The sequence below is a fragment of the Parabacteroides sp. AF21-43 genome (assembly GCF_003635435.1).
Taxonomy (GTDB): Bacteria; Bacteroidota; Bacteroidia; order Bacteroidales; family Tannerellaceae; genus Parabacteroides; species Parabacteroides distasonis.
In genome coordinates this window covers 85,497-99,599 of the sequence record NZ_QTMG01000010.1, presented here as the reverse complement: position 1 = coordinate 99,599, position 14,103 = coordinate 85,497, and the positions used below count along the sequence as shown (strand labels likewise).

Annotated in this window: 11 protein-coding genes; 10 read left to right on the top strand and 1 reads right to left on the bottom strand. The window is 48.5% G+C overall.

Annotated elements, in window-relative coordinates; translation table 11 throughout:
• Positions 1–56: 56 nt before the first annotated feature.
• Together DWX84_RS09340 and DWX84_RS09335 are read left to right on the top strand one after the other, a co-directional pair.
• A complete protein-coding gene (locus DWX84_RS09340; RefSeq protein WP_036633470.1) occupies positions 57–1,157 on the top strand; it encodes a TlpA disulfide reductase family protein in 1,101 nt (366 codons plus the stop codon).
• Positions 1,158–1,217: 60 nt separating this feature from the next.
• On the top strand, positions 1,218–2,756 hold the full coding sequence (locus DWX84_RS09335; RefSeq protein WP_122377498.1) for a YifB family Mg chelatase-like AAA ATPase: 1,539 nt from the start codon (positions 1,218–1,220) through the stop codon (positions 2,754–2,756).
• A 7-nt stretch (positions 2,757–2,763) separates the two neighbouring features.
• On the opposite strand, the gene DWX84_RS09330 is transcribed toward DWX84_RS09335, so the two are convergent.
• Positions 2,764–3,612, bottom strand: a complete 849-nt coding sequence (locus DWX84_RS09330; protein ID WP_005864065.1) for an AraC family transcriptional regulator — start codon at positions 3,610–3,612, stop codon at positions 2,764–2,766.
• Between the two features lie 263 nt (positions 3,613–3,875).
• On the opposite strand from DWX84_RS09330, the gene DWX84_RS09320 reads away from it, so the two are divergent.
• The 8 genes from DWX84_RS09320 (at position 3,876) to DWX84_RS09285 (ending at position 13,933) form a co-directional block, all read left to right on the top strand.
• Positions 3,876–4,700 carry a DUF4493 domain-containing protein gene (locus DWX84_RS09320; RefSeq protein ID WP_005864068.1) on the top strand — a complete coding sequence of 275 codons (825 nt, stop codon included), beginning with the start codon at positions 3,876–3,878 and terminating at the stop codon, positions 4,698–4,700.
• Between the two features lie 60 nt (positions 4,701–4,760).
• Complete coding sequence (locus DWX84_RS09315; RefSeq protein WP_227713691.1) at positions 4,761–6,065, top strand: DUF4493 domain-containing protein; 1,305 nt, start codon at positions 4,761–4,763, stop codon at positions 6,063–6,065.
• A gap of 16 nt (positions 6,066–6,081) precedes the next feature.
• Entirely contained in the window at positions 6,082–7,827 is a 1,746-nt protein-coding gene (locus DWX84_RS09310; protein WP_122377497.1) for a DUF4493 domain-containing protein, read from the top strand.
• Between the two features lie 244 nt (positions 7,828–8,071).
• Positions 8,072–8,911, top strand: coding sequence for a DUF6261 family protein (locus tag DWX84_RS09305; RefSeq protein WP_057326742.1), 840 nt, complete (start codon positions 8,072–8,074; stop codon positions 8,909–8,911).
• A 14-nt stretch (positions 8,912–8,925) separates the two neighbouring features.
• Entirely contained in the window at positions 8,926–9,681 is a 756-nt protein-coding gene (locus DWX84_RS09300; protein WP_005864076.1) for a hypothetical protein, read from the top strand.
• Between the two features lie 18 nt (positions 9,682–9,699).
• Entirely contained in the window at positions 9,700–11,364 is a 1,665-nt protein-coding gene (locus tag DWX84_RS09295) for a PCMD domain-containing protein (RefSeq protein WP_005864077.1), read from the top strand.
• A 27-nt stretch (positions 11,365–11,391) separates the two neighbouring features.
• Positions 11,392–13,149: a DUF4493 domain-containing protein gene (locus tag DWX84_RS09290; RefSeq protein ID WP_233573930.1), complete on the top strand. Its 1,758-nt coding sequence runs from the start codon at positions 11,392–11,394 to the stop codon at positions 13,147–13,149.
• Positions 13,142–13,933 carry a DUF4493 domain-containing protein gene (locus DWX84_RS09285; protein WP_121961152.1) on the top strand — a complete coding sequence of 264 codons (792 nt, stop codon included), beginning with the start codon at positions 13,142–13,144 and terminating at the stop codon, positions 13,931–13,933. Before DWX84_RS09290 ends, DWX84_RS09285 begins: the two co-directional genes overlap by 8 nt.
• Positions 13,934–14,103: the final 170 nt, after the last annotated feature.

Sequence of the window (14,103 nt, the reverse complement as noted above, 5' to 3'; positions counted from 1 at the left end):
AATATTCCTATCTTTAGACCGGATTATCTGTTATAAGAAGAGCTTAAAAAGGAGTAATGATAAAAAAACTGACACTTATTATTGGCTTTATAATTTGTTTGTCATCTTGTGGCAAGGATTATGTCTATCGGATTGAAGGGGAACTTTCTAATCTGGAAGATCAAACCGTATATGCTGTATTTGAGAAGGATAATTATAAAGTGGTTGATACAGTGGCTTGTACGAAACCCGGGCAGTTCCAGATCGATCAAAATGAAGCGGGTTTCCATTGTGTGACTATCTTCTTTGCGGATAAAGAGCATTGGGTTACGGCTTATCTGGAACCGGGAGAAACCGTAAAAATCACGGGTGACGCTAACTCTCCATTGCTATTGCAGGTAAAGGGGGGACGGACAAATGATAAGTTGACCGCTTTTAAGAAAAAAATCGCTCCTTTATTGACGGAATTGACAAATTTATCAAATTCTTTAAATAGCAAGGATTTGAACGATACGATCGAGGAGACGGATATCGCCGCTCGTTTGGCGAATGTTAATATGCAATTGAGCGAGGAAGCGATCCGGTATGTGAAAGAGAACCCGAATGAAGAGGCATCCGTTGTCTTGATTCAATCTTTTTTCTCAGATCCCGATGATACTCGTAAAATTGATGAGTTGTTGGCGTTGTTGAATCCAAGGTTGAAAGACTTTTATCTGGTGAAGGAGCTGGAGCAATATAGCGCCCGTGCGAAACGTACGGCTTTGGGTGCGGAAGCCCCAGATTTCTCCGTAAGGAATATTTATGGGAATACGGTAAGTTTGGATTCTTTCCCGCAGAAATATTTATTGCTGACATTTACCGCTCCTTGGTGTGATATGTGCCAGACAGAGGATCTATATCTGGATAAGGTAGCGATGAAATATCCGAAAGATCAGTTGGATATTCTTTTGGTTAGCTTGGACGATAATCCGGATAATGTCCGGGATGTACTGAAGAAAGATAGTATAGCGTGGAATCTGGTAACAGATTCGGCCGGACAAGCGGCTATGTTGATAGATCTGTATAACGTAAGCGTATTGCCACGCTGTTTCTTGATAGATGAGGATCATAAGATCTTGATGAAAACAGAGAATGGAATCGAGATCAAGCAAACACTGGAGAACTTGTTCGAAGACTGAGCGATTGAAAACAGGAGGTTCCGGTTTTAATTTGTAATTAGTAACTCAAAATTCTTAACTATGTTAGTAAAATCTTATGCCGCTGCCGTGCAGGGGATTTCCGCTACGGTCGTTACCGTAGAAGTGAACTGTTCCAAAGGTATCCAATTCTTTTTAGTCGGTCTTCCGGACGTGGCTGTTCGTGAGAGCCATGAACGCATTATCTCGGCTCTTCAAGTATGTGGTTATAAATTCCCCCGCAATCGTATCGTTATTAATATGGCCCCCGCAGATATCCGTAAGGAAGGGTCTTCTTATGATCTGCCTTTGGCGATCGGTATTCTGGCGGCGGCAGAGCAGATAGATTCATCCAACTTATCCAAATTCGTATTGATGGGCGAGCTTTCTATGGATGGGAGCCTCCAATCGATAAAAGGGGCATTGCCTATCGCTATCAAGGCTAGGGAAGAAGGCTTTAAGGGCTTTATCTTACCCAAGCAAAACGCTTGTGAGGCTGCGGTGGTGAACGATCTGGAAGTGTATGGAGCTTCGAATATCAAAGAGGTGCTGGAGTTTATGGAGGGGAAACCTACATTGCGACCTACGGTTATTGATACCCGTAAGGAGTTTTACGACCGCCAGCAATTGTTTGATTGCGATTTCTCCGATGTCCGGGGACAAGAGAACGTGAAGCGTGCGATGGAGGTGGCCGCCGCCGGCGGGCATAATCTGATCATGGTAGGCCCTCCCGGAAGTGGCAAGTCCATGTTGGCGAAGCGTCTCCCCACGATCTTGCCCCCTTTTACCTTGCATGAGTCCTTGGAAACAACTAAAATCCATTCCGTAGCCGGTAAGATAGGAGGTGGCACCTCCTTGATGGTACAACGTCCTTTTCGCTCTCCCCATCATACGATCTCTAATGTCGCCATGGTAGGAGGGGGCACTTTCCCGCAGCCGGGAGAGATCAGCTTGGCTCATAATGGTGTCCTTTTTTTGGATGAGTTGCCGGAATTTAACAGGAGTGTCTTGGAAGTCATGCGGCAGCCATTGGAAGATCGAGTGATCAATATCTCCCGTGCCCGTTTCACGGTGGAATATCCGGCCGGCTTTATGCTTGTGGCCTCCATGAATCCTTGTCCCTGCGGCTACTACAACCATCCGGACCGTCCTTGCCTCTGTTCTCCCGGAGCCGTCCAGAAATATATGAACCGCATTTCCGGCCCTTTATTGGACCGTATCGATATCCAGATAGAGATTGTCCCTGTCCCTTTCGAGAAGATATCCGAGCAACAGCCCTCAGAGCCTAGTATCGCTATCCGTGAGCGGGTCATAAAAGCCCGTGCGATCCAGGAAAGGCGTTTTGCCGCTTATGAGGGTATTTATTGTAATGCCCAGATGAACTCCAAGCTACTCCATCAGTACGCCGTTCCCGACGCTTCCGGCCTCTCCATCCTCAAAACCGCCATGCAACGTCTCTGCCTCTCCGCCCGTGCCTATGACCGTATCCTGAAAGTCTCCCGCACGATAGCCGACTTGGATAATTCGGAACATATCGAAGTCCGGCATTTGGCGGAGGCGATACAGTATAGGAGTTTGGATAGGGAGAATTGGGGAATGTGAGTATCGACTAACTATTTCTATACTCCTGTGGGCTCATGCCCACATACCGCTTGAAATACTTTCCAAAAAAAGACATATTCGTGAAATTTAGCGTATAGGCTATGTCGTGGATGGAAAGGTTCGTTGATTTCAGTTGAGCTTTAGCGTCCATGATTACCATGGAGGTTATGATCTCTATGCAAGTTTTTCCGGTAGTTTGTTTGATAATGCTGCTTAGATGCGCTTGTGTGATGCCAAGCCGCTTGGCATACCATGCAACGGATCGTTGCATGGTATAGTTTTGCATGACTAATTGAGTGAAGTTCTTGCTGATAATTTCGGCTTTAGAGAGATTGGACGTGTCTGTTGTCTTATCTTTATACATGATGCTGACTCCCATTAATATTCCGGAAAACAGGTGGTTGATGAGACTCCTGTTTAATTGCGAGACACAAAACTGATATGTCTTGATCAACAATTCGAAATAATCTCTCAATAATGATTGGGCTTCTTCTTTTAGTTTGAAAACAGGACTATCTTTTATGGCATAGTGCATATCCATGACCGATTTATTGATATTCGCTTGATTGATGAAATCAGACGAGAATCCCATGAAATAAATTTGCAGATCTCTATCCATTCTATGAATCTGGAAAATCGTACCCGGCAGAATCGTAATAAAACTCCCGGCCTCTACTTTAAATTGCGTCAGATTTATAGATGCTTCCACTTCTCCCCTTAGGCATAACACGAATATTCCCGCTTTTAGTCGACAAGGATAATTAGCGTATAAATTCAGCAATCCAATGTCTTTCTCCGAGAGTTTTCCTATTACCCAATCTTGTGGCAGGTCTATTTTAGGGATGTCATTTTCCATATTCTTACGTAATTTTGATGGCAAATATACGTTTTTTTGAGGATATTTTTATTTGGACTCAATCTAATAAATAGAATAATGAAGAATAAAAACAGGACAGAAGATAATCGTAAGACGCTCTGTTCTTGTTGTTGTATAAAATGGAATCTAAAAAAAAGAATAGGTAATAATAAAAATTGACCTTGTGAGATTCCTAACGAAGTCGTTCTTTTGTACACTTTTTATTAGGTAAATTAAAAAAACAGAAATCAATAAATTTTTGCATGAGAAAATTGAGGACTTTATTAGTAAAAATGGTCTGTGCCTTGGCGGGAGGCCTAATGTTGAGCGCTTGCTCCTCCGAGGAGGGAGGCTCGCAGGCTATGGGCGGAAAAGGTGCGGTAATACTAGACCTTGCCGCCGAGACGGTCTTTGATACGAAGACAAAAGCTGTCGATGAGAGTACATACCTGACGGATCGTCCCCTTGCGGATTACAAGGTGAAAATCTTGGATGCGCAAGGCCATGTGGTATCGGGCTGTGAGTGGAAATACTCGGAAAGGCCCACAGGTTTGATCGAGTTGAGCAACGGCTCTTACACGGTAGTAGCTTCTGATGGGGAAGAGTTTAACGTGAATGCCTCCACCCGTAACGGTATCTATATGTATGGCTCTAGCCGATTCGACGTGAATAGCGATAAGGTAGCGGCTGTAAATGTGGCTTGTAAGCCGGCCTGCGGAAAGCTGGTCGTGAAATTTGGCGATACGATGGCTACTTATTTCTCTGATTACGCCGTTCATTTCTCTACCCAAGCGGCAGGTGAGAACGGTCCGATCATCTGGCCGAAGGGAGATACGGATCCTCTTTACGTGAAGCTGGCCGAGGCCGGGGAGAACGTGACGGCGACTTTCCAGTTTACCAAGAAGGCAGATGGAACGAAGGCCGAGGTCAATACCTTGACCCGCGAGATGAAGTGGGGCAGCATGTGGACAATCACTGTCAACCCGAAAGTAGAGGATACCACCGGCAAGGTAGGCATCACGATTACTTTCGATGATTCCACGAACGATAAGCCTATCGATATCGAGATCCCTTCCGATTGGCTCTAATAGTTATTAGGATGTAAAACCAGTAGAACGAATTTAATGATGAATATAAAATATACGATAATGGCAGGTTGCCTTCTAGTAATGGGGCTGGCTTCCTGCGAGATGAAGAACGAGATCCTCGGGAAAGAGGATGGCTCCTCCGAGATGGGCTTGCTGAATCTTGGGGTAGCTGTAGACGCGAAGAACAACGACGTGCAGACCAAGGCCGATGCTAACCCCGGAACTCCAGAGTCTATCCCATCGGTGAGCGCCACGGGATATATCGTGGAGATCAGTAACAGCACGGGCGTTTACAAAACCCTTACTTACGATCCTACGAATGCCTCCGTGGAACTTCCGGTAGACAGCTACACGATGTATGCCCATAAGCCGGGCGGTCCGACAGAGACAGATCCTTACTATGGTGGAAGCACCTCTTTCGCCGTGAAGAAAGGTGAGGCTACCGATGTCACCGTTACTTGTAAGATGGAAAATACGAAGATACAGCTTGTTTATTCCACGGAAATGCAGACTTCCTTTACTAGCTGGTCGATCACGGTGAAGGCCGGTACGCGGAGCAAGGTGCTTACCTACTCTGGAACGGAGGCTTTTGCGCAACCCTCCGCTTTCTATTGGATGCTAGATGAGGGCGTAAAGGAGATAACAGTCTCTTTCGTGGGAAAGAATAAGGATAATAAGGATATACGCGAGAGCCGTGTGATCACGAAGCCCGCCTCGGCCGAGAGCTCCGACTGGCTGGGTGGCGACGCGTTGGCCATCACGATGAAGCCGGGCACTTATGATCCGGAAAATCCGAATGGTTTGCAGGGTATCGAGATCTCTGCTGAGGTGACGTGGAATGGGCTGACGGATTCCGTAGATGTGCCGGTGGTGGACGATGGCGGCGATGAGCCGGAGGGTCCGGTGGATCCGAGTGATCCTTCCGCTATAAAAGTTTCAATACCTCTAACTACTTATACGCTACCGGATGATACGGATAAAAAAGCGGAGGCAATAGCCACTATTACGAGTGAGAGCGGACTGAAAAGTATGAAAGTGGTTATAGAAGCAGGTAATTCAGGCTTTGACTCGGTAATCAGTGATCCACAATTAATAGAGAAAGGTTGTGATTTTAGCAAGGGAGTAGAGTTTGTCGGTGCGACTGATAGCAGTCCGGTAATGACATTAATAAAGATGATCGCTCCTAATCTGAAAGCTCCTGCTGCTGGCGCTACTTCTTACCAATTCCCCTTAGGCGAATTCTTTCAAGCGGTAAGTATTTATCAAACGACAACTTCTGCTAATGGCCATGTCTTTAAGATCCGTCTAGAAGATAATGATGGAAATGTTAATGACGAGACCGTTTTATCTATCATAGTAAAGTAAAAGGAGGAATAGAAGTATGAGACAAACATATCAATTTATATTATTGCTTTTAACCGGTATTTTCTTCTATTCTTGTCAAGGTGATGAATTGAGCACACAGGGAAGCGAAGGCTACTTGCGTGTGACCTTGGAGCAAAGCGCGGAGGTGAACACGAAGGCTGACGCTACGTACAATTCCAAGCAGATGCGTGTGGTGATAAAGAACGCCGCCGGTGTGACCAAGTATGAGACGAACGACCATACGGAGTTGTCCGGCAAAGAGATTTCCTTGAAACAGGGAGAATATACCATCGAGGCCGTTTCCAACGGATGGGACGGCAATGCCGGAGCGGATCGTGCCTATTACACGGGCAAGACGACGGTGACGATCGAGAAAGGCAAGACAGCGACAGCCAATTTGGTTTGCTCCTTGGCGAACGTGAAGGTGACGGTGGCTTTCGAGCAGGCTTTCTTGGACAAACTGGGCAACGGTTCTATCAAGGTGCAGGTGAAGAGCGCTACCGCTTCGATCACTCCGGTGGATTTCGCCCCGAAAGGTACGAGTGTGGCCTATTTCCCGGTTTCCGACTTAACGGTGGCCTATACGGTCACTACCGCTGCCGGAAAAACGAACTCCAAGGAGCAAAAAATCTCGGAGGTCAGTGCGAAAGATCATTATATCTTGAACTTTAAGAATCAGGCTACCGGCACAGGAAATGTAACCGTAACGATAGATCCTACGATGAACCAGTACACATACGACTTCACGATCGATCCGAACGCAAAGAGCGGCGCTACCTTGTCCGCGAACCCGTGGAGCCAGCTCGCTTATCTGACGGCTACTGACATAACGCTTGATTCCGGTGAGCTTTCATCCTTGAAGTTCCAGTATCGTCCAAAGAATACGGATACTTGGATGGATGTGGCGACCACGGTTAATACGGTGGCCTCTTCCGCCTCGGCTACCTTGACGGGATTGACTTCCACCACGGCTTACGAATATCGGTTGACAGACGGAGAGATTAGTGTCGCTACGGGAGAATTTACTACGGCGGCGGAGATTGCTTTACAAAATGGATCCCTGGATGGCTGGGATGGTAGCTCACCTAATGCTGCCACGGATTCCAAATTTTGGGATACAAGTAACGAGGGCGCGAAGATGGGTGGTTTGACCCCGACACAAGCCGTCACGGATTTTGTTCATACGCAAGGAGGTAAGGCTGCTAAACTGGAGTCTGGTAAGGTGGATTTGATGGGGGGAATATTTGCCGCAGCCAGTTTGTACACGGGATCATTTGGTTCAACAAATATATGGACTCAGACTGCGACCGTCAATTTTGGTCAATCCTTTACCGCTCGGCCTATTGCGCTGAAAGGTTTTTATAAATATACGTCTAATGTGATAAATCTAGTAAAGAATGTTCCAGCAGGCGTAACTATTGTAAAAGATCAGACACTCGACCAGTGCGCTATTTATATCGCTTTGGCGAAAAAGACCTATACGATTGATAATGGCAATCAAAGTACTTTCATCGATTTTAAGAATGATGAAAACATCATCGCCTACGGCGAGCTCCCTTCCGGGGCGGCTACGGAGGGCGATGGCTACGTAGAGTTCAACATCCCGTTGAAATATAAGAACCTGACGGATCAGCCCACCCATATCATCGTGGTTTGCTCATCCAGTAAATACGGCGATTACATGACCGGAGGTGCGGGAAGCACCCTATATGTAGACGATCTTTCCCTCATTTATGACGGAACGCCTACTATCTGGGAATAATTCCCTATATTCGCGAAACCCGTTTCGACCCCTCGAAATCCATTTCCTAAGACCGGTAAATGCCTTTCGGGGGCTCGAGATGCTTTCCCGGGACAAGAAAATACATTTCGAGGTCTCGAGATCCACCTCCTGAAGCGGGAAAACGGCTCTCGACTCCTCAAAATCCATTTTTGGAAACCGGAATGGGCTTTTCGACCCTTCGAACGGGTACAAACGAATAATAACCTTCAAAAAAAATCGAATTATGGGTACATTCACATTGATTCCTCCGATGTCGTTAGGTAACTTGAACAAGGCCGAGAAGCTAAGTCTGTTGAAACGCTACATGAAACTGATGCCGAGCGGCTCCGATTCCGAATCGCCGGACGAGATCTCGTTGCTAGCCGATAGCGGAGTGCCCGCGCTAAACATTTCCGCCGGACAGGTGACACGTATGAATGGCATTATCGATGAGCTGACCGAACTGACGATGCAAGCCTCCTCCTCGGAGGAGACCCCGGAAATGCAGCAAGTGGAGGCCGATCGGGATACGGCGGGTAACTACATAGTCCGCCGCGTGCTCGATTACGCCAAGCTGCCCCTTGCCGCCGAGCGTACCGCCGCCCAACGGATGGAACCCGCCTTGCGCGGTTACCGCGACTTCGCCAACCTGCCCACAGCGCAGGAGACGGAGGTGATCAATGGCCTGCTTATCGACCTAGCGAAGCCCGAGTTCGCCGACTCGGTAGTCACTCTGCAACTGGCACCTTACATCGCCGAGCTACGACGGCTCAACGATCGCTATGCCGAGCTGGCCGCCCTACGCGACAAATCGAGATCGGTACGCACAGAGAATGTGACCTCCAAGGAGCTGTCCTCCGAGGCGCAAGACCTGCTGGACGATATGTGCGCACTGGCCAATGCCTCCAGCCTGTTGCAACCCTCGGAAGAGGCGCGCGTATTTGTTCGTGACGCGACTCATCTTTTCGCCCAGGTACGAACCGCCTACAAGCAACGTTCCAAGGGCACGCCCTCTGGACCCGCCGAACCCGGCACGCCGGAGCCCGGTGGGGGAGGGGATTCCGAATCTCCCGATGAAATATGACTAGAATAGGAAAAATGAGAATAAATAAACTAATCTGTCTGGCCCTCCTCTGCGCCCTTTGCGTAGGGGAGACTTGGGCCCAACGTGGCAAGAGAGCCATGAATCGTATCGACCGAGAAGTGCAAGAGACCGTCTTCATCCCGAAAGGTACGTGGATGGCGGGAGGAACTGTTTCCTACTCCGAGCACGATGAGGGGAATCTGAACTTCCTCGTCTTGAAGAACGTGGAGGGAAAAGGCTACAACTTCGGTGTCAGTCCCTACGTGGGTTACTTCTTCCGCAACAACATCTCCGCGGGCATGCGTTTCGCCTATCACCGCGACTACCTCGACTTGAAGAACTTCGAGTTGAATCTCGGCGAGGATTTCAACATCAGCCTCGACAACCTCTATTATCTGGAGCATAAGTACGAGGTATCCGGTTTCTTGCGCACCTATATGCCTATCGGACGCAGCAAGATATTCGGCCTGTTCAACGAGGCGCGCCTCACCTATGGATACGGTACGGGCAAGAATTCCACCGGTACGGGTGCCACCTACGACGGCTCCTACCAAACGGCGCAGAACCTGCAGATCGGTATCGCTCCCGGGATGACGGCTTTTATCACCGACTGGTCGGCCGTAGAGGTATCGGTTGGCGTGATGGGTTTCGATTTCAAGTGGATCGACCAAAAGACGAACCAGATAGAGGAGGGGCATCAGCGTGTCTCCTCCGGCAATTTCAAGATCAACCTCTTCTCGATCAACATAGGCATGACCTTCTATCTTTAATGGAGAAAATATAATTTAATGAAGATTCAACGATTGATGTTTAAAGAGAATTTACGTGCGGCCGGTCTGGTAACTTTGTTGGGACTGGCCTCGTGCGCTATTGATAACGATATTCCTTACCCACTGGTGGAGGGAACGATCAGTGAGATCGTGACTGAGGGCCTGCGTGCCTCGGAAGACGGGACGGTAGCCTCCGGCGTGGATATAGATCGCTCGGCTCGCACCGTGACACTCTATGTGAACGACTCCGTGGATGTGTCACGGCTGAGACTGACGCGCCTCATCCTCGATCCGCGCGACGCGACGATCGAGCTGGACTCCGCACGATGCGACGATAAGGAGAAATTCCCTTTTCATGATTTTGCCTCGCTTGATAGCCTCTCGTTGTCGGCCAATACGCGGCTCGACCTCTCCACGCCGCTTGAGCTGAACGTCCGTACCTACCAAGATAATCCATGGACACTTACCGTACGCCAGATCGTGGATCGTACGGTAGACGTAGACGGCATGGTGGATCATTTGGTAGATCCTGTCAGCCGTGTCGCCGTGATCTACGTGAGTGCGGATCAGGATCTTTCCAACATCAAAATTCGTACGCTTAACCTTGGTGGGGCCTATGGACGTGTCACGCCCGATCCTACTACCGTGCGCGACTTTACCTATCCGCAGACTTTTTATGCGGCTCGTGCCGGCGAGGAGGTATGGCAGGAATGGAAAGTGGTGATAGAGCAAAGCGAGGGCGGTGCCTCTACCTCGTCGAGCGTCTTCCCCATGGTGACGAAAGCCACGCTTACCGGCTCTGTGCAAAGCGGCAAGACCCCGGTGGTGGAATATAAGGAACAGACGGCTTCCGCGTGGAGCACGGCGGCAGACGTGAAGACCTCGGGTGCCTCTTTCAGCGCTACGATCGGCGGGCTGCGGGGCGGTACAGCCTATGATTATCGCATCAGCGTAGACAATGCGCAAACGGGCAGCGGCTCGTTTACCACTGCCGGTGAGATCGCTTTGACAAATGGCGGTTTCGAGGATTGGTCGCAAGACGGCAAGCAATGGAATCCGTGGCCTTCGGGTGGAACCTCCTTCTGGGGAACCGGCAACCCGGGTGCGGCGGCTTTCATCGGTAATCTGACGACGCCTACGACCGAGAGCGTGTCAGGGAAAGCTGCCTTGCTGGAATCCAAGGACGCCGTGATCAAGCTGGGGGCCGGGAATATCTTCACGGGCGATTTCGCGTTGGACGGCACGAATGGCGTGCTGCAATTGGGCCGTCCGTTCACCTCATTCCCTACCTCCCTCAAGTTCCAATATAAATATACCTCTACCACGATCAATCGTATCGGGCAGGATGTGGGCAGTCTGGAAAACCTTCGGGGCCGTCCGGACTCTTGCCAGATATATATCGCCCTCTCGGATAAGCCGGAACCTTACGAGATCCGTACCAAGCCCTCTGTCCGGCAGGTCTTCGACAAGAACGACCGTAATATCATCGCCTATGGCGAGTTCATCAGCGGACAGTCTACCACGAGCTATAAGCAGGTTGAGATACCCTTGGAATATCGTGCGACGAATCGTACGCCCAAATATATCGTCATCGTGGCGGCGGCTAGCAAGTACGGTGATTACTTCATCGGGGGGGAAGGCAGTACCCTTTGGATAGACGAGATGGAATTGGTTTATGAATAAAAAGCATTGATATAGGATATGAGAAAGATGATACGACAGATAATGACCTTGGCCACCCTTTGCTGGATGGTGGCGGGTTGCGCCGATGAGGTTATCGACCGTAATGGTGGCAAGGGGGAGGGACGTTTGCTCCTCACGGGGATCGAGGTGGAATCTGCTGTCAGCGACGTACAGACGAAGGCTTCGCTGGCGGAAGGCGTGATTCCCACCGTCTCAGATTTTACGATAACGATCGTCTGTGCCGCTACGGGTGAGACCGTGAAGACCCTGCCGCCGGGCGTGGAGGCGGGCTGTTTCCTGCCTGTGGGCGAGTACCGAGTAAAAGCGGCTTATGGCGGGGAGGCGGGCATGTCCGCTGTCCCTTATTTCTATGGCGAGAGTGATAAGGTAACGATCGTGGAGGGCGAGGTGAAATCGGTTTCCCTTACGGCTTTTTTGGCGAGTGCTGTTATTCGTCCTCAGATGGCGGATCAATTGGTGGAACAATATAATTTCTATACCTTGACTGTCTCTGAGACTGGCGGCTCGGGAGTTACGCCTTCACAGACATTGACAAACGGTGAGGACTTCTTCGTCTCAGGGGGTAAGGGTAAGACCTATAACTTGATCCTTGCCGGCCAGAATAAATTAGGCGAGACGGTTACGCATACATGGAGTTATAGTGATTTAGTGAGACGTACACGCTATATCGTTCAATGCGATCCGGATCTTCCAGCCTTCACCCTTCCTGCGCAAAGCGATGGCGATGTATGGAGCAAGTTCATCTACATCACGCCTATGACAGCCGATAACATGACTGCTCATAAGGCTGACATGGCCGATAAGGTGATCGCCAATGTTGTGTACGAGGCTTCTGCCGATAATGGAGAGACTTGGATCCCCTCGGACAAGACCTCTGATGGCCGCTATGTAATCAAAGGTTTGGAGCCATCCAAAAACTATACGATCCGCTCCCGCTTCGGAGGCGTATTAAGCAGCAATACTCAAACGGTGACGACGGAGAGCGCACAAGTGATAGCGAATGGGGATATGGAAGCGTGGAGTAGCACGAAATTGCATAGTGGTAATGGAACTTGGGATGCGGATATGTATTGCGATTATTGTACAAACTGGAATACCCGTAATGAAAAGACAACGAATGGGGCTGAGAATGCTAACTCAGGAGGTCTTTTCGGTTCGAATAAAGGATCAGGTTATGGTGTAAGATGGCGCTGGTGTTCGGGAACTTGGTCTACAACAGATAAAAAAGATGGCGAAAAAGCGGCAGAGATTTCAACATTGGCTTTTTATAATAGTAATGTAAGTGGTAGCTGGAAGCGAGCAAGTGTTTATTCTTATACTCGTGATAATGGAACGGCGTATGTTGGGTATTTATTTACGGGGACATTTGATAAAAATAGTGATTCCTATTCGTTAGGAATTGCGCATACCGCACGTCCAAAGAGTATTTCTTTTGATTACAAATATGCTCCTCTACCTTCTACTGATCAGTGTATCGCTTATGCGAAAATATATGATAGCAATAATGTGGAAATAGCGACTACTCAGGAATTTAATTCTATGACTCAAGATGTTTATAAGAAAGAAACGTTAAATTTTACCTATACACAGTCAACTACAAAGGCTGCTTATATTGGAATCTTTTTCCAATCTGGCACAAATACAGATATTGGTAATATGCGGCAAGTTGAAGGAGGATACTCCACTAGTCCTTACAATCAAGATCGTGTAGTCGGTAGTGTCCTTAAAATAGATAATGTAACATTGAATTATGATTATGAATAAGCGAATCCTATACCTATTATCTGTCCTATGCTTTTTCTCGTTCTCCGCTTGCACGAGCGAGGAGGAAACGGTACTCACTGAAGAGCAGGGCGAAATTTGGCTATCCGTAGTCGATACCTCGAAAATCGAGATTGTTACCCGTGCCTTGTCCGGCTTTGATGTAAAGGATTTCAACGTGAGCCTTTCCCGTGGCGAGACGGTGGTTTTCTCCTCCCGTAAATATGGCGATATCGCCGGTGCTCCAATCACTTGTAGCGCTGGCTCCGGCTATCTCCTTACGGCAGAGAGTTGCACGGAGAGTGAGGCAGAGCGTACCAATAGCGGTTGGGGGCAAGCTCGTCTGGCAAAAGATACCTCGTTTACTGTCAAACCCGTGGAGCCAACGGAAGTAACGCTGAAATGTGCCTTGGCAAACTCCTCGGTAAATGTCGAGTTCAGCGATTTTATCAAGAAAAACCTCTCGGATTACGCTATCACCCTGTACGCCGCCGACGCGTCGAGCCGTAGCTTTACCTTCAACAAGAACAACTATAGCTACAAGACCGCCTATTTCAACGTAGGTGCGGCGGGGAGGGCCTTGCAATATACCATCAGTCTCACCTTGCCCGGCGAGAAGGAACCTCATACCTATTCGAACGTTTTGACTTTGGAGCCTTCGCATAGCTATCATCTTACGGTGAAACTGGATGATGAATCCAAGTCAAAAATCTCGATCGGAATTATGGTGGATGGTACGCTAGTCGATGAAAAGACTTCCACGGAGATTATCAATCCTTATGACTAATCGGAATGTTTGGGCATTGAAGGATGGGTGCAATCTTTCAATGCTTAAATGTATATTCTCAATTTAAATTTAAATAAATGAGATTAAAGTCCCTTTCTCGGAAGTCGTAATAGCCGCCGTGTAAATCTTATCTTCGATCTTTATTATAATAATCTTCTTTTTGTCGAAGA